Origin of the sequence: Glaciecola sp. KUL10 (assembly GCF_003203515.1) — a bacterium.
Classification (GTDB): domain Bacteria; phylum Pseudomonadota; class Gammaproteobacteria; order Enterobacterales; family Alteromonadaceae; genus Glaciecola.
Genome location: NZ_BGNG01000004.1, coordinates 133,587 through 149,997 on the forward strand (window position 1 = coordinate 133,587; position 16,411 = coordinate 149,997).

Annotated in this window: 13 protein-coding genes and 1 pseudogene; 6 read left to right on the forward strand and 8 right to left on the reverse strand. The window is 42.8% G+C overall.

Annotated features, from left to right (window positions below; genetic code table 11):
* The first annotated feature begins 61 nt into the window (after positions 1 to 61).
* Positions 62 to 352, forward strand: a complete 291-nt coding sequence (locus tag KUL10_RS08725; RefSeq protein WP_110428537.1) for a hypothetical protein — start codon at positions 62 to 64, stop codon at positions 350 to 352.
* A gap of 32 nt (positions 353 to 384) precedes the next feature.
* Here KUL10_RS08725 and KUL10_RS08730 read toward each other — a convergent pair whose 3' ends face one another.
* The 5 genes and pseudogenes from KUL10_RS08730 to KUL10_RS08750 form a co-directional block, all read right to left on the reverse strand.
* A complete protein-coding gene (locus KUL10_RS08730) occupies positions 385 to 1,434 on the reverse strand; it encodes a 5'-methylthioadenosine/S-adenosylhomocysteine nucleosidase (protein ID WP_110428538.1) in 1,050 nt (349 codons plus the stop codon).
* 170 nt (positions 1,435 to 1,604) lie between these two features.
* Complete coding sequence (locus KUL10_RS08735; RefSeq protein WP_110428539.1) at positions 1,605 to 3,716, reverse strand: TonB-dependent siderophore receptor; 2,112 nt, start codon at positions 3,714 to 3,716, stop codon at positions 1,605 to 1,607.
* An 80-nt stretch (positions 3,717 to 3,796) separates the two neighbouring features.
* Positions 3,797 to 4,698 (reverse strand): annotated as a pseudogene (locus tag KUL10_RS08740) (DUF3526 domain-containing protein).
* A 317-nt stretch (positions 4,699 to 5,015) separates the two neighbouring features.
* Positions 5,016 to 6,485: a DUF3526 domain-containing protein gene (locus KUL10_RS08745; protein ID WP_110428540.1), complete on the reverse strand. Its 1,470-nt coding sequence runs from the start codon at positions 6,483 to 6,485 to the stop codon at positions 5,016 to 5,018.
* Complete coding sequence (locus tag KUL10_RS08750) at positions 6,482 to 7,174, reverse strand: ABC transporter ATP-binding protein (RefSeq protein ID WP_233499774.1); 693 nt, start codon at positions 7,172 to 7,174, stop codon at positions 6,482 to 6,484. The genes KUL10_RS08745 and KUL10_RS08750 overlap by 4 nt, the downstream gene beginning before the upstream one ends.
* A 220-nt stretch (positions 7,175 to 7,394) precedes the next feature.
* On the opposite strand from KUL10_RS08750, the gene KUL10_RS08755 reads away from it, so the two are divergent.
* Positions 7,395 to 8,924, forward strand: a complete 1,530-nt coding sequence (locus tag KUL10_RS08755; protein ID WP_146216767.1) for a hypothetical protein — start codon at positions 7,395 to 7,397, stop codon at positions 8,922 to 8,924.
* A gap of 76 nt (positions 8,925 to 9,000) precedes the next feature.
* Here KUL10_RS08755 and KUL10_RS08760 read toward each other — a convergent pair whose 3' ends face one another.
* The gene (locus tag KUL10_RS08760; RefSeq protein WP_233499760.1) at positions 9,001 to 11,304 is read right to left on the reverse strand and encodes a TonB-dependent hemoglobin/transferrin/lactoferrin family receptor; all 2,304 of its coding nucleotides are present in this window, start codon (positions 11,302 to 11,304) and stop codon (positions 9,001 to 9,003) included.
* Positions 11,305 to 11,416: 112 nt separating this feature from the next.
* Here KUL10_RS08760 and KUL10_RS08765 point away from each other — a divergent pair, with 112 nt between their 5' ends.
* From KUL10_RS08765 to KUL10_RS08780, 4 genes are read left to right on the forward strand one after another with little or no spacing between them, the layout of a single operon-like run.
* Positions 11,417 to 12,325 carry a hemin ABC transporter substrate-binding protein gene (locus tag KUL10_RS08765; protein ID WP_110428543.1) on the forward strand — a complete coding sequence of 303 codons (909 nt, stop codon included), beginning with the start codon at positions 11,417 to 11,419 and terminating at the stop codon, positions 12,323 to 12,325.
* Positions 12,326 to 13,516, forward strand: a complete 1,191-nt coding sequence (locus tag KUL10_RS08770; RefSeq protein WP_233499761.1) for an iron ABC transporter permease — start codon at positions 12,326 to 12,328, stop codon at positions 13,514 to 13,516.
* Positions 13,509 to 14,315 carry an ABC transporter ATP-binding protein gene (locus tag KUL10_RS08775; RefSeq protein WP_110428544.1) on the forward strand — a complete coding sequence of 269 codons (807 nt, stop codon included), beginning with the start codon at positions 13,509 to 13,511 and terminating at the stop codon, positions 14,313 to 14,315. Before KUL10_RS08770 ends, KUL10_RS08775 begins: the two co-directional genes overlap by 8 nt.
* 12 nt (positions 14,316 to 14,327) lie before the next feature.
* Complete coding sequence (locus KUL10_RS08780) at positions 14,328 to 15,083, forward strand: HugZ family protein (protein ID WP_233499762.1); 756 nt, start codon at positions 14,328 to 14,330, stop codon at positions 15,081 to 15,083.
* Positions 15,084 to 15,149: 66 nt separating this feature from the next.
* Here KUL10_RS08780 and KUL10_RS08785 read toward each other — a convergent pair whose 3' ends face one another.
* Together KUL10_RS08785 and KUL10_RS08790 are read right to left on the reverse strand one after the other, a co-directional pair.
* A complete protein-coding gene (locus KUL10_RS08785; RefSeq protein WP_110428545.1) occupies positions 15,150 to 15,788 on the reverse strand; it encodes an SCO family protein in 639 nt (212 codons plus the stop codon).
* On the reverse strand, positions 15,778 to 16,401 hold the full coding sequence (locus tag KUL10_RS08790; protein ID WP_110428546.1) for a toxin-antitoxin system YwqK family antitoxin: 624 nt from the start codon (positions 16,399 to 16,401) through the stop codon (positions 15,778 to 15,780). The genes KUL10_RS08785 and KUL10_RS08790 overlap by 11 nt, the downstream gene beginning before the upstream one ends.
* Between the last annotated feature and the right edge of the window lie 10 nt (positions 16,402 to 16,411).

Here is a 16,411-nt window from a genome sequence, read left to right on the forward strand (position 1 = left end):
GCTCGATAACAAAACGTCATAAATAAAAAATAAGGAATCTTTCTTGTGAAGGGAACATCAAATGCGTTTTTGTAAAATCAAATCAGTAGTAACAAATTACTTTCCAAACGGCTTATTGTTTTGTCTGATACTGTTTTTAGGTGCCTGCGCTTCACAATCAAAAGAAGCGCAGCTCGCTAAAGATTTAGAAAAGTTTTGTAGTAAGTTTGCGCCTTTAGAAAGGAGAATATGCCTCTATCAAGGCACCGGTGTCTTGGCTGAGGAAATAGAAGATAATGAAGAGTTTGAACAGCAGTTGAAACCACTTCACGAACGATCTGAGACAATTTCAGACGGAAATGAGCACAACTAATAAAGCGTGAAGATGTATGAGAACCGCCTATTTTATTGATTGACGGTTCTCGTTGTTGCGTCAAACTCAACTATCTGTTCCATCAAACCTATCATCAGTTTAGTCCCAGTCCCAGAGGCGATCGCGTCGAATACATTTTCTTCGTTCTTGCCTTGTTGACCGCCCGCTAAGTCGCTGACCGAACGAACAATGATCCAGTCAACTTGATTAACAAAGCAGACTTGACCGACGGCCGCTGATTCCATTTCGGTAACTTCAGCATTAAACACTTCTCTTAGCCATACGCGGTAGTCTGCGTTATCTGCAAATACTGAACCGGTAACGCCATTGCCGCCGATTTTTATATCGATAGGTTTACCCGAGGGCATTTTGATTGTATCGATTTCGTCTATTGCTTTTTGAGCCAGTGTTAATAATTGAGGTGTTACCGAGAAATAGGGCATTTGTTTAGGTACATGCCAACCCTGTTTAACCACTGACATTTCTTCAGGATGCATCATCCCAAAGTTCTTATATTTAGGTGCATTGGGGTCGGTTTTCTCTCTAGCTTTGTATCTACCTAAGGCTTGTTCGTAATAATTTGGCAGAAGATATTCACCTTCGTTGTTCGGGTCTGGGTTAACATATACCGATTCATCGTGAAAATACCATCTAGCCGGAATGGCAATGTCGCCCGGCTCAAAGTCAGGGTTGATTGCACCTGCAATACCCATCATCACCACTTTATCTATCGGGAAATAGTCCAGAGCCATTTGCATGGTCATTGCGGCATTTGGGACACTGATACCTGTTGTAAAAATCACAATAGGCTCGTCTTTGAACGTGCCAATTTGGTATTTTACGCCTTTAATAGTTAGCTCTTCAGTAATCGTAATATCATCGCGTTGAGAAAATGCACTGTTGATGGCTTTTATTTCTGGTGAATATGCAGAGACGATTGCAGTCCATTTATTGCTGACATTGAATTGTTTAGGACCGTATTGTAAGGAATCAGACTGGGTGTCCGCTAATGCCAAAGGTGCAGAAAGCAACAGTAATAATATAAAAGGTACCAGCTTGAGTCTGTTTTTTATTGGCTTCATTTTTAGATTTTTTATTTTGCCTCGTAGTCTGTAAGACTGAAGATTCTTAACGGCTTTTGCAACTGAAAATAACAGAAAAAGATGGTCAGAAGTGTCTTTTGGGGGTCATAGTGGTGGATGTAGTACCAGTACAAAAGGAAATATTCCTTTTGTACTGGGATTTTTAGTCTTTAAAAACTATAAGTCGCCGACACCCTAAAACTACGAGGCGTACCTGGCTGAATCCATACATCTGCAAATGAGTTTGTATAGTAAGTTTCATCAAATAGGTTTTCGACTTCTGCTCTTAGCTCAATCTGGTCGTTCACGTCATAGGTCGCGAATGTGCGAGCAACCGTGTAGCTTGGCAATTCAAAATCAGTCCCAAAGAACCCATTGCGCGCACCTACGTGAATTACGCCACCGCCAATTTGTAGATCTTTGCCGGCCAAGGTCGTGCTCTTGATCACTTGAAGTGTCAATTGATGCTCTGGAATGTTTAATAGAGGCGCACCAGCTTCAACAGTAAAACCAAAGTTAGCATCAAAGAAAGAATTTTCGGTTTGCGCATCAACATATGTATACGATGCCCAAATATCTAGTCCTTCGGCTAGCTCACCTGTTAAATCGATTTCGATACCTTGGCTTTGTGCTTCACCAATCGCTGCACTCGTAAAGGCCACAGGATCGTCAACAACCAACATGTTTTCTTGTTCAACTTGGAATATTGCGGCAGTACCGGTAAGTCTGCCATCGTTTAGTTCAAACTTAACACCTGCTTCCATTGAAGTTGATTGATTGGGTTTAAAACCATTGCCATCGCTGTCGCTACCCGATAATGGACGGAAGTTTTCGCCGTAAGCTGCATACAAAGAAGTACTTGGGCTAAGTTTATATACCAAACCAAATTGAGGGCTGATTCTTGATTCAGTTTGATTGCTGATTGAGTCTGAACGGCGGTTGTTTAATTCCTGCTTGTAATCGTCATAACGAGCACCAATTCTGATATCTAAGTTGTCACTTAAACTGATTTGGTCTTGGATAAAGATACCCACCGATTCTTGCGTTTCGACACGGTCTGTATTGGGGCCTGGCTCTGGTAGTGGATAAGCGCCATATACTGGGTTAAATACATTGATGAATTGGTCGCCACGTACACGCAAAAATACTTGGTCGTTTTCAAATTCGTCAGTGTCTATCCCCATGATAAGACGGTGAGTTAAGCCGCCAATTTCGACACTGCCGCTTAGTTCTGCTCTGAACACGTAGTACGTAGCATCATAATCACGTGTGCGTCTAAAGCGGTTAATTTCGCCATCGACAACATCGCCAAAACCTGTTTCAGTGGCAGATCCCTCTAACGAAGTCTCACGATAGTTAAACCCTACCAAACTTGACCAATTGTCATTAAAGTCGTGCTGATACTCAAGTTGATGACCGATTGCGTCGGCTTCCATTGGCCCTTCACCAGGTTCGCCTAAAAAGCGGCTTTCTGGAATAAGCCCCAGTACACCATCGATCGCAATAACGCCGCGGTCGAAAGGCACTTCTTGGTGGCTGTATTCAAGCTCGTAACTAAGTAGGCTGTTATCATCAATCTTCCACGCCAGTGACGGACTAAAACCTTGTTTCTCAGTCTCGATCGTGTCTCTAAAGCTTTCTGCATCTTCGTAAAATCCAACCAATCGAATCGCCACGTCGTCGCTTAGTGCAGTTGTGTAGTCACCGTCAACGCGATAGGTTGAGTAGCTACCTGCCAATACGCGTATTTCACCATCGGTCTCAAAGGTAGGCTTTTTAGTCACCAGATTGACTGTACCGCCAGGTTCACCTCGACCAAACAGAGCAGCCCTTGGACCTTTTAATACTTCTACTGATTCAATGCCTGATAGATCGCGTGAGCCACCAAAGCCTCGGCCTGCATTAAACCCGTTAACGAGGTAGTTGCTTGGCAAGTTTTCATCACCAACAAAGCCGCGCACTGCAAAGCTGTTCCAAAGGCCACCGAAGTTATTTTGTCTCGCCACTGAACTTGATAAATCAAGGGCCTGTGTTAAGTCAAAAGCACCCGCATTGCGCAAATCTTCAATATCAATTTTTAACTCTGATTGCGGTGTTTCAAGGTCTGCAAAATTACCTTGATAGGCTTGACGTGCGCCAATGATTGAAACGCGTTCGACGCCGCTGTCAGGCGATGCATTTGCTTGCGTGTCTTGTGCATTTGCGAACGCTGGGATCGCAAGCATACTGCTTATACATAGACTCAAGTATGTCAGTGTGTGCGATGTGTTGTGCTTATCCATGGTAGTGCCTTTTTATTGTGTTATGTTTTGTGTATTTCTTAAGGGATTGCCAAGTTGCCTTGCACAACTCGGCAGTAAAATTATTTGCTTACATGCGTCTTTATCACTTCAAAATCAGGCATCTCGTTTAAAGCCTGTTTTTCAAACTCGACGTCTCCAAACATGAAGGGGTAATAAAACATCCGAAGCGCTTTGTGAAAGTCGCGGATTTGTTGTTCATACTCAAAAGCGGCGAGGGCATCTGTCTCGGCCATCCCGCTAACTCATATTTGCGTTGTGATGCATCGCGATAGGCTTGAGATAACTCTGCGGCAGTTTGGTCACCAACTTGCTGAAAAGCGTAATACCAGTTCCAAGCCCATGTGTTTTTGAACTGTAAGTTGTCTTTGTATTGTGGATGAGTTTCAACAAATGCTTTTAGTGTCGTCTCTTTAGGTAAGTCCCAACCATCATTGACTGCTTCTCTTTGCGTTAGCACGATGTCGCCACCCTTAGGCGAGTGCACCGAATGATTGATAGCAAGGTCGCCCAAGATAGGAATGATGAACGCAAATAATACCCAAATACCAATCAAGCTAGAGGCTATACGAGGCGCGGTGTTTTGTTTTTGAGCCCACCAGATGCTAAGCAGTGTCCATAAGAGCATATAAACAAGCACGATGGCGCTTATTGCCACAACCATGGTTACCGATACACTACTAATAGTCGCGCCGATATAAAACGGCAACATCAAGCAGAAATACAGTGCTAAAAACCTAACAATTGATCGTGCGCCCCACAGCGAAAAGCTTGAAATGCTAGTGCTGACCAACAAATCATGCCTGCCACTATTGCGTTCATTTGCAAACAAGTCGTGGAATAACAATATTATGATCAGGGGCGATAAGGCACTGATGATAAATACAAAGTCGATTTTACCTGCCTGTGCAAGTTCTGCGTTTTGAGCATCGCTTTCATAGATTTGCCCTTCAAGCGCAAGCATTCTAATGCGGTGTTTCCAAGGGTAAACATCTCTTTCACCTAAGGCCGCAAAGGCGAGATTTGATGGTGCTGAATAACTGAGATGAAACGAATAATAGGCAAGAGAACCCACATCGTCGTACTTAGCTTGTGCTTCACTGCGATCTTTAAGATCTGCTTGTTTAAGGCGTTCAATCGTTTGATGTTGCTGGCTGACTTCTTTGATGCCGCTGAATATCGAGAAGCTCGTCACGATCAAGGTGCACAACAGTAATACCAAAATATATTTCTGGCGAAGCATAAAGCGCCATTCGCGAGTGATTGAACTGACTAACTGACTCATTGCAATCTTCTCCCGATGGTTTTGATGATCAAACTAAGAAAGACAATCCATATAAGTAACTGCAAGTAGCTTGAAGTACTCCTTGATAGACGAGTGCTTGGCGAGTCTATTTCAAACTTAAAGTCCTTTAAGACTTGCCAGTTTTCAGCACTGACTCTTGCTTTTTTAGAAGATGCTTCATCATTGCTTCGGTTGATGTCTATTTGATAGTCAAGTTGTTCTACATGAACAGTGTTAAGCGCTTGCACAAAGTCGAATCGCAGGGCTTCTGTTTCGCGTAAAAAACGATGATGAGTTTCAATACTGGTGCCTGCATTTATCATAGACAAAGAGCGTATGGCGACCATTGGCGAAAGCCAGCCAAAATGGCGAGCAAGCAAGGTTTGTTCGAGTTCTTTTGTCATGCTTTTTTCAGCAAATTGGTTAAGTACTTGTGTGAGCTCTGCCTCGGAATTGCGTGCAACAGCGCCTCTAAAGTTAATCGGTAACTGATCGATTGAGTCGACATTGTATTGTTTGAGTAATGAAGCTTTGAGCTTGTCAAACGCAGGATCATTGGCGTTGTGCCCATCCCCAAGCTTGCGCAACTCAGCAATTACTGCAAAGTCGGTTTCTAATTTACCTGGGGTAGGTGCAATCGTAGCGGCGGTGGTGCTTGCGATACGCGGCAGTGCAATACATAACAACACCCATAAAAAAATCAGTGATGTAAAGCTTTCGCTGTTTTTGCTAAATACAGAAGATATCGCAAGGATGACCAATGCCCACACTATCAAGTAAAGCATGTAGCCGAGCAAAAAGCTGATGACTATGGCTATCGACTCACCTTGGTAAAGCGCAAATACGCTTGAGACGATCAAAGGAGCCATAATCAGACTCACAATAAAAAATAGGGCGAGGGCTTTTCCCATCAGTAAGGAACCAACTGATGTACCCTGCCCTAAGATAAAACTCAAAGTTTGAGATTCTCGCTCGCGGCTGACGGTGCTATAGCCAATTAATACTAATAATAGTGGAGCTAGCATTTGCACAATAAATGAAGGTGAAAGACTGCCAAGTTTTGTCAATGCCGTGCCTTGTCGTTGCTCGGCAAACATCGCGCTGTTTTGGCGATGCCCTTCAAGAAAAATTGAGTTTCCTGTGTACGCATCAACACCAGGATCAAGCATGCTTAAAGGCGAGGGCAGTCGAAAAGCATAGTGCCCATAGTGCACCATCCGATGGGGATGACGGTCGGGTTGGTCAACAAATGTGTCTTCAGCGTTATTTTGAAGCGATTGGCGTTGGTGGTTCAGTTCAATCATTTGAATGGAGGTGACAATCACGGAACCGAGGGTGAGCAACACGCCGATAACGAGCACAGACAAGGCAAGTTTTGAACGCATCCAATAACGCCATTCATCTTTGGTAACGCTTAAAATGACAGACATTGAAAGGGGAGAGGTTCCCGAGCTTGCTACACTCATGCGCTTTCCTTTTGTGCAAAAGCGGTGTGTACTTGTTCGGTATCGATTCGCCCATTTGTAGGCGCACTAAATTCACCGACTAATTCGCCACTTCGCAAAAGCCCAATGCGGTCAGCAACCTGACAAGCCCCATACACATCATGAGTCACCATCAGGATGCTTGCACCTGAATTAGCCAGTTCTCTAACTAATAAGTTGAATTCGTCAATCGCAATTGGATCAAGTCCAGAGGTAGGTTCGTCGAGCAGGAAAATAGGTGCTTGCCTTAATAACGCCAGTGCGATTGCTGTTTTTTGACGCATTCCTTTTGAGTAGGTTTGCATGTGACGTTCCCATGCACTTTCTTGAAGAGCGACGCGTTTAAAGGCATCGTTTACTTCAGCATCTGATTTTTTAATAGAAGCGAGTGACAAAAAATAATGAATATTTTCGCGTGCACTCAAGTGTGGATACAGGGTCGCAGACTCGGGAAGATAAGCCATTTTACTGCGCAATAACGCTAGAGAATTATCTAATGATTGTCCCAGCACCTCGACTTTGCCGTCGGTAGGTTTGTTAAAGCCTAAAAACGTTTTTAAGGTGCTCGATTTACCTGCTCCGTTGCCGCCGAGCAAAGCATATATTTCGCCTTTTTGAACAGAAAACGTCAGCTTATTTAGGATAGTTTGTTGGTTGATTTTAAGCGTCAGCGATTGCGCGTTTAAGACCGTTTGAGTACTTGAATTCGTCAACGTAAATCCTTGTTGTAATAATATAACATATTAATCTCAATGTTATATTATAACGTTCACTGTGTGCAAGCAGAAAAGCTAGGCTGAATAAAATTCGCTACTAACTTGCAAGCCCACACGACAAGGAGTATAAAAATCACATACCTCAATCAATCCGATTACATACAAGGATGTAAATGTGCTGAATTCCGCATTATTGATCTTGAAGAAACACAGCCTTTTGATTGTGGGTAGCTTGGTACTTTTCTCCACAGGTTCGATAATGTACGTGACTGCAGAGACGGCTTATTTCCCTGAATTCCAAATTCATGATGACTTACTTGTGAGTCTCACTATTCTGATCAGCAATTATGATAAAGCCAGTACTCATCTTGCTGAGTATCGAGATTTCTGGGGTGCGATCAGTATAAGTCTCGGTGCGATCATTGCGGTGTTAACCACATTAAGAGCGCCTCATTCAATCATCATTGCTGGGGGCGGGTTGCTTGCTGTTATTCTGGGTAACATTCAGCTTAATTCTCCGCAGCAGAAAATAGAGGCGCTTACTAACGCACAAGAATCAATGGCCTGCCTGCAAACGCCACTTGAAAGTTTAAGACTTATCAAGCAAAGCTATGGAAACACGAACCAGAGTTTGATGGCTGCCTTGAGTGACAACAACGCCACACTTAGTAACCATAATCAGCAAATAACGACACAGCTTAATGTGCTGGATTATTGGCTAGGTCATGCTGAACATCCTTTGATCCACGAGGCTAAAGACGAGTTGGTTGCGGGTTTGCTGAAAGTGACACCAGCATTTAATATCGAAAAAGACAGCATCGAAGATTTTATAGATAATGCCGCTCAAGAATTTTACGATTTGTATTCAGATGACATATTTTTGCCACCGAGTTTACTTTCTCAAATAGAAGAGCGACAAGCACGTCTGTTAAATAGTCTAGAAATGGTCGAAGAAGTATTAAAGGAGCCTTCATATGCGCACAATGATTTAAGGCATGATTTTCAAGCTATTCAACTATCAATAGAAAACGCACACGCTATAAAAGATGAGGGGCAAAAGTATACAATCCAAGTCAGTTCGATGATTGAATCGATATCACCGATGATGCTTTCATTGGCCACTTGGAGTAGCGATCTGATGGCGCTTGAAGAACAGATACAAGCGAATGCTCGGCTGGTACACACTCGTTTAATGGCTGAATTGGCGAGAACTGGAGCGACAGCCGAGGAGATCACTAGGCTTTCACAACCCATTTCAAGCAACGAACAACCAACAAAAGTCGCTCCAGCGCCACTACCAACTATGCCAAGAGAAGTGCCACCGACTGGCGTGTCGGCAGGCGGTTCGGCATATTCTGAAGACCAAGAGCTTAGTGAACAACAACAAGCGCGTTACGCTGAAATAAATACTTGGCTTGATCAAAAAGAAAAGCAAGTCGCAATACTGATAAAGGAACTAGCGCCGAGTATTATGGCGGCAGAACAACGAATAAATGAGCTGCACACACTACGCGACAGCGCACTAGCCACACTGGTTCAATACGAACAGACCTTATCCCAACACGTTTCAGAGTTTAACGCGCTCAAATCCGCTTATGCGCCCGCTTATCAAAGTGTAAAAAGTGACTTGGCGCTTGCGTCGACGTTGATTGCTGCTGTCAACGTCGACGCAATGAACGTTAAAATCCAAAGTTGTGTGACATAGTTATTATCAAAAAAATGATTATCTAAAACAAAAAAATGATTATCTAAAACAAAAAATGATTATCTAAAAAAGACTATCAAAAATTAACAATTAAATTTATTGAAGCGTTGCGTCCGGGAGATGAAAATCTTGCTAGGTTTTCCTCTACTGTTCGCCCTCTCACTTCCGATGCTAAGTAGTATTCCTTATCTAGTAGGTTGAACAATCCAAGGTTGATTTTTACTGAATCACTGATCTGATAGTGTGCCAGTACATCTATCAGCGTATAGCTATCAGCTCTGAAAAATGCGACGTCATCTGAAGCAGCTTGATTGGCCTTCGCTGTATGTGTAACTGCAAGTTCAGCACGCCATGCGCTATCAAGGTCGCCATAACTCAAACCCATTACCGCTTGAGAAGGAAGAATTGAATCAAGCTCTTCACCGCTTGCTTTATCTTCACTATCTTGATGACTATAACTTGCGCGTGCGGTCCAGTTTTTAAGTGCAGAAACGCTTTCACCGATAAACCACGTTACTTGTAAATCAATGCCTGATATTTCAACTTCATCAATGTTTCTGGCTTGGAACTCTAATAGATTAGTCAGAGGATTAAAGCCTTTCACTGCAAGCGACTCAATAAAATCATCGTATTGATTATTGTAAGCGCTGATAGAAAACTCGTAAGCGTCGTCATAAAAACGTATACCCACTTCGTTACTCACGACGGTTTCGGGTAATAAGTCAGCATTGGGCAGTGATGTATAGCCACCTGCGAAGTTAGTAAATCCAACATTGATGTCATCCATTGGTGGGATCCTGAATCCCTCAGCGTATTGATACCAAATAGAGGCGCTATCAGTGATCTGATAAACTACACCAAGTTTGCTTGATAGCTGTTGGTCACTAAAGTCCTCGACTGAGACACCAGGATTTGCGTTGCTGAACAATGCGTCTGGGGTCGCATCCAACTTAAATTTATCAAAACGTATGCCAGGGCTTAGGGTCAGCGATTTATTAAGAAGGCTAATTTCATCCTGAATATAAAACGCATACTCGCTTAAGGTTGAGGGTGGAAAATCTCGTGCTGGGAAGACAGAGAATTCGGGTATGTTCGCACCGCTGTCGACTGATGTAGTCGCACCTTCCCTCAGGGCAATTGAGTCTGTTTGTTCGTAACTTACACCGTAGATAAGATAGTGGTTGATGCCGTTGAGCCCGTCTTGATCATTACTGCCAAACTCATGGTCAAATTGCACATTCAAGCCCTTCACATCTTGGTCAAACTCACTGTTTCTAACCCTAGAAGCAAGGCTTTGGGTCGAAAGCGTTTGCCTTAACGAATGAGTCACTTGTGTTGAGTTTGATTGTTGATAGAAACTCTTAGCACTGATGCGTTTTAAGTTTAAAGGCGCGTTTGCTTGAGGTGCTTGATAGGTGTAATCCACGGAAACTCTTATTCTTTCGCGCTCATCGTCGCCTTTACTTGATTGTATCAATACACCTCTAGAAACTGTCCCTTGTTCTGAAAGTAACTGGGTGTTTGCACTTTGATCTAAGCCATCAATGCTTAATTCTGCCCTGTGGGACTCATTTGCTTGATAAATTAACTTCGCCAAAAAACTAGATGAACGCGAGTCTTGAGGGTCTGACTGCTGACGTGTATCGCCAAACTCATCGCCTGATGAATAGTAAGATTCTACTTCATCGCTTGTTCTGTGACTTGCATTAAGCAACCACTGCCAAGTTTCACTGCCACCTGCAATCATGGCGCTATTTGACCATTCATTGGCTTGGCTCACATAATGCGATTTAAAACGCCCCGCAAAGGATTGTGTGTTATCCAATAAGTCGATTGGGTCTTTACTCGTAAACGCAACTACACCACCGATTGCATCACTGCCATAAAGCGTTGAGGCTGGCCCTCGAACGATGTCGACTGATTGAATCAAATCAATGTCAATAAAGTCTCGACGTGATGATAAATTAGGCCCAAAACTAAACTCATCAGCAATCGGAACGCCGTCGAGTGTAATGAGTACACGATCACCATTTATTCCCCTGATATTAAAACCTGAAAGACCATATCGTCCGTTTCCTTCGACACTTACGCCAGGTTCGTAGCGCAACATATCTTTGATATTACTCGCGCTTGTTGCATCGATGTCTTGACTAGTAATGTGAGTGACCGCTGATGCAATCTCATTGATCTGCCTGGCAGTGCGCGTACCTGTAATGCTTATTGTCTCAACGCTTGCTTCTTCCATGGCTTCAATGCTTGTATTTGCTGATGCTGCAGCAGCATTGAGTGCATGAGACATAAACACTAACGCACTGGATAGGGTAATCGTCTTTGCCGCTAGCAAAGAATGAGCAGACCTTTGATGAACTAATTTTTTCACTTTCTTCCTTCAAATGTTGTATTGCCTATTTACATTAATGCTATTGCGAATTATTATCATTTGCAATTAAAAAGTAGAAAAATATTTTTCATCAATAAAAAAGAGAGGACTAATGTTCAATCGTGCATGGTTTATCAAACAGTCTAGGTTTTCAGTATTTACCGTGTTAATTGCTTTGGGCGTTTTACCCTTAGCTGTTTTTGCACAAGATCAAGACCAAGAAATGCGAATTGTCAGCGCAGGCGGCAGTGTCACTGAAATAATCTTTTCATTGGGTATGGGAGAAGCGGTAATTGCAACAGACACAAGCAGCAGTTTTCCTAGCGAAGTACACAACAAAGTAAAGGTAGGCTACTACCGACAACTTAGCAGCGAAGGGGTGCTCTCTCTCAATCCTACTCATCTATTTGCCGCGAAGGGTGCAGGACCGGCAGACGTGCTAAATCAAATAAAAGCAGTGGGTGTAGACACCTATGTTTTTGAGCAAACACGATCGATTAAAGGTCTCACTAAGTTAATTTCCGAGATTGGGGACAAACTCGGTAGGCAAGCACAAGCTAAGACATTAAACGGCGAACTTACGCAATCTCTTGCGCTTTTACCGAGTCTAAAAAGGAACGCCACTCCAGTATTTTTAATGTCGGCAAGTGAGCGAGGCATAATGGCTGCGGGCAATAACACCGTTCCACATTTGTTGATGGAAGTCTTGGGTATAAAAAATGTGTTTGGGCAGTTAAATGGATTCAAACCGATATCTAGCGAAGCCTTATTGCAAGCTCAAGCCAATCTGATTTTTATTCCAAGACACCAAACTCAAGGAATGAGCACCCAACAGCTTTGCAAAACTCAAGCCTTACGCCTTTGGTCAAAAATACAAGGCTGTCATATTGAAATTGTGGACTCGCTGTTGTTTTTAGGCCTGACACCGAGATTGCCCGAAGCGGCTAGACAAATGCTCGCAAGTATCGAGTCTCACGATACTCAAGCGAAATCTGCTCCAACCATTCCTAGCGACGAATAAATGACTTCTCTGATTCAAACAATGGGTGCTTTCCTTAACAATCATGCCAAGCAAGTCAATAAAGGCCATGGTGGGAGAGCTCAAAGAAGTGACAATAACACGGTTATGCGCCTTTTATCGGCACAAGACAGCGCACATAGACGCTATTTGTATGCGTTAGGGCTGGCTTTGCCCATCGTGATGATTTGGGCCATGAGTAGCGGTGCTATTAACATCGATGTACTCAAACTGCTAAGCGCAAACTTTTTTGCTGGTGAAACTGACCAAAACCTATCCACATATGCACAAAGTCTTGCCTTTCATCAACATGTTTTATGGGACATTCGAGTACCAAGAATTGGTATGACCTTACTGACGGGCGCAGGCCTCGCAATAAGTGGTGTTGTGTTACAAACGCTGTGCCGTAATCCCTTGGCTGATCCTGGGCTTATTGGTGTCTCTTCGGGAGCAGCATTGTTTGCCGCTTTTGGGATCATGCTGTTAAGTAGCAGTGCGTTTTCAAGTCAATTATCACCTTGGGTTGCGACGAGTTTAATCCCTATTTTTGCTTCGATCGGCAGTATCATCGCGCTAATGTTATTGCTAAGTATCGCTGGTGGAAAAACAGGTTTGAATACGCTTATGTTGATCCTAGCAGGTGTAGCCATAAACGCTGGCGCAATGACTTTATTAGGGTTTATAAACTATGTAGTCGATGATGCGACATTAAGGCAGATTACCTTTTGGAGCATGGGCAGCTATGCGGGAATCGATTTCTTAAAACTGACGATCTGTTTACTCGTCATTGCGCCGGCTAGTTTCATCATTAGTAAACATATTGGCCAGTTAATGTTGGTTTCAACGGGTGAAAAACAGGCTACTTTTCAAGGCGTAAACGTTAAACAACTCAAGCTTAAATGCTTATTTGCAGTGTCAGCGATAGTCGCGGTTAGCGTCAGTTTTACGGGTATCGTCGGTTTTGTCGGGCTCGTTGTTCCGCATATTTGCCGGATGTTGCTTGGCTCACATTTAAAGGTGTTATTGCCAAGCAGTGCATTGCTGGGTGCTTTGCTAGTAACCATGGCAGACACACTTGCCCGCACCCTATTAATTCCTGCCGAATTACCCATAGGCTTACTAACTTCTGTCATTGGTGTGCCATTTTTCTTGTATTTAATCGTAAAAGAAAAAAGGAAATTCCAAGATGTTTAAGTGTGTCGATGTATCACTCCAAATAGGTAAGGCGCATTTACTAAACAATATTAATTTCGAGTTTGCGCGCAACAAGATCACTGCCATTCTAGGCGCAAATGGCGCGGGTAAATCGAGTCTTTTAAAGGTATTGCTTCATCAACATAAAGCAAGTCGCGGAGAAGTACTTTTCGACGAGATCGCGCTTGCCGATCAGTCTTTGTCGACGCTAGCCAAAGCCCGTGCTTACGTTGCCCAAAAGCAGTTTATCAACCTTAACCTTAAGGTCTTTGAATATTTGCTTTTGGCTAGGCAGCACATCAATGAAGATATGGATATGGCAACTGATTTAGTATCCGCGAGTGCGCATGAATACGGTATTACGAAACTACTGAATCATGATCTGACTGCTGTATCGGGTGGTGAATTGCAACTGATTGAGTTCACACGAGCCTACCTTCAACTTGCTGATTTAAGTCAAACAGCTTCAAACACATTAAACAACAAATGCTTGTTGCTCGATGAGCCAGCTAGCGCATTAGATATCAAGCAAACTCAGCACCTTTATACCTATATTCAAAGGTTTAAAAACTTGGGTGGAACGGTCATTTTAGTTGACCATGATATCAACACAATGGCCGTCATTGCAGACGATATTGTCATGATGAAAGGCGGTGAAGTTATGGCAAGTGGCGAGGTCAAACAAGTATTTACTCAAAGCGCGATCAATCAATGTTTTGATATTCAGGGGCAGCTTTTACTGCCTAATACTACCCATAGCGCAAGTCACGCTATTTTCCATCCCCAAATTACACAATAAGGAGTCACTAAGATGACAGAAAAATCAATTTCAAAAAAAGCAGAGCACGTGATACAAGCGCGCAAGCTTGCTCGTTCAATGCACAGTGGCGTGTTGTCTACCGTCAGCTTGTCAGTAAATGGTTTTCCTTTTGGTTCGGTTACGCCGTATCTAATGACCGAAGCAGGTGATTTGGTGGTTTATGCTTCTGATATTGCACAGCATTCTCGTAATATGAAAGCAGATAGCAGAGTGAGTTTGTGTATTCACGACGCTTCACAAAGCGACAGTCAGGCAAGTGCTCGACTGACATTTTTAGCGAACGCTCAGGCCGATGCTGTTGATGACGCGACGCAACATAAATATATGAGCCTATTTCCTCAAGCCAAGAAATACGTGCAAGCCCATGATTTTAGATTCTACTTGCTCAAATTAGAAAGGCTTAGATATATAGGCGGGTTTGGGGAAATATATTGGTTCAGTGAACATGACTGGAATGTAAACTTGCATTCGATTGCCGAACAAGAAGCAGCAATTGTCAATCATATGAATCTTGATCACAAAGATGCCATGCTAGATATGGTGCATAGTTTTACCGAACACAAAAGTGAAGAAGAAAAAGTAAATATGTTGAGTTGTTACGCTGAAGGGTTTCACGTAATGGTTAATCAAGAAATTATATTCATACCTTTCATGAAGCCTTTGTCAGAAGCATATGATGCGCGGCGAGCCATGGTTGATTTAACTCATAGCGCCAGGCGTAATAACCTAGAACTAGCGGCAGGCTAGGATAAACGGATTATTCAAGATTCAATCAAGGGTAGTTAACCCTTGATTGATTAAATCGTTGAAATACTACTGCTTAAGATTGGCTTTTAAGACTTTAATATCTTTGATCAGATAGTCAACTGACCCGCTATTTAAACCGTTGTATATGCCCCGAATGTGTTTGTTTTTATCAATGAGTAGCAGGCTTTCTGTGTGTAGAAAGTCATTTGCTTTTTGAGCATTGCCAAGATCTTCGCTTGCAAAATAGGCGGTTTTCGCCAACTCGTATATCGCCTTTTTATCGCCGGTCAACAAGTGCCATTTTTGATGATTGATTTTGTTTTTAAGTGCATATGCTTGCAGTACCTCTTGAGTATCGTTGCTTGGTCTAATCGAATGCTGAGCAATCAATACGTTGTCGTCGTCCGCAAAACTCTCTTGCACTTTGATCAATTGTGAGCGCACAGTTGGACAAATACCTGGACAAGTACTAAAGAAAAAACCAGCCACATAAATTTTGTCTTCAAATGTCTCGTCGGTAACCTTTTTACCGTTTTGGTTAATGAAACTAAAACTCGGTATCTTGTGAAAATTCTCCAGCTCTGGACTATCTTCTGTCAACCATTGTGGTGTGAAAGACTGTTCATTGTAGTAAGGAAGTTTCTGCGCTGCATTGACCCCTAAACTGCAAAATAATATTAAACAAACTAGTAATTTAGCCTTCATTAGAAAGTACACCTCGTTCTTGATTTTGGTAGTAACCTACCGAGATAAGTTCATCTTCTAAGCCCACACATGTATTTGCTTTTTTGAGTCCATAGATTCGACCGTCTCGGTATTCAAAATTACTGTAAAGCTTTCCGTTTTTACGCCAACCTTGTTGTAAGCCAGATAATTGACCATCTACAAAATTGAGTTTTTTGAAAGGGGTACCGTCTCGATACCACCGCCATGCCACCCCTTGGGCCTTACCCAAAATGTAGCGAGTTTGAGAACGTGGTTCGCCGTTAAACCACCAACTAGCGCTTACGCCTTCACGAAAGCCAGAAACGTAGTTGGATTCAAATGCCAATGCGCCACTTTGAAACCACTTTTTTGAATAACCATGCCGACGACCCACTTCGAATTGATCTGCTGTCGCTATCTTGCCATTAGGATGGTAGCTTCGCATTTCACCACTAAATAGGGTGTCTTTATACACTCTCTCTCCACGTTTATTTTGGGAGACTTCAGAAATGTTGACTATTTTTGACGATTTAACTTGCTGTGCATTTAAGGCACTCCAGTAAACTAAAATGGCAATAACAATCAAGATAATCAAAATTCGAAATACGAGCATGGGCGCCACC

Coding starts and splice junctions, on each gene's coding strand:
- KUL10_RS08725 (WP_110428537.1), top strand. CDS start 62: ATGCGTTTTTGTAAAATCAAATCAGTAGTAACAAATTACTTTCCAAAC.
- KUL10_RS08730 (WP_110428538.1), bottom strand. CDS start 1,434: ATGAAGCCAATAAAAAACAGACTCAAGCTGGTACCTTTTATATTATTA.
- KUL10_RS08735 (WP_110428539.1), bottom strand. CDS start 3,716: ATGGATAAGCACAACACATCGCACACACTGACATACTTGAGTCTATGT.
- KUL10_RS08745 (WP_110428540.1), bottom strand. CDS start 6,485: ATGAGTGTAGCAAGCTCGGGAACCTCTCCCCTTTCAATGTCTGTCATT.
- KUL10_RS08765 (WP_110428543.1), top strand. CDS start 11,417: ATGTTCAATCGTGCATGGTTTATCAAACAGTCTAGGTTTTCAGTATTT.
- KUL10_RS08770 (WP_233499761.1), top strand. CDS start 12,326: ATGACTTCTCTGATTCAAACAATGGGTGCTTTCCTTAACAATCATGCC.
- KUL10_RS08775 (WP_110428544.1), top strand. CDS start 13,509: ATGTTTAAGTGTGTCGATGTATCACTCCAAATAGGTAAGGCGCATTTA.
- KUL10_RS08780 (WP_233499762.1), top strand. CDS start 14,328: ATGACAGAAAAATCAATTTCAAAAAAAGCAGAGCACGTGATACAAGCG.
- KUL10_RS08785 (WP_110428545.1), bottom strand. CDS start 15,788: ATGAAGGCTAAATTACTAGTTTGTTTAATATTATTTTGCAGTTTAGGG.
- KUL10_RS08790 (WP_110428546.1), bottom strand. CDS start 16,401: ATGCTCGTATTTCGAATTTTGATTATCTTGATTGTTATTGCCATTTTA.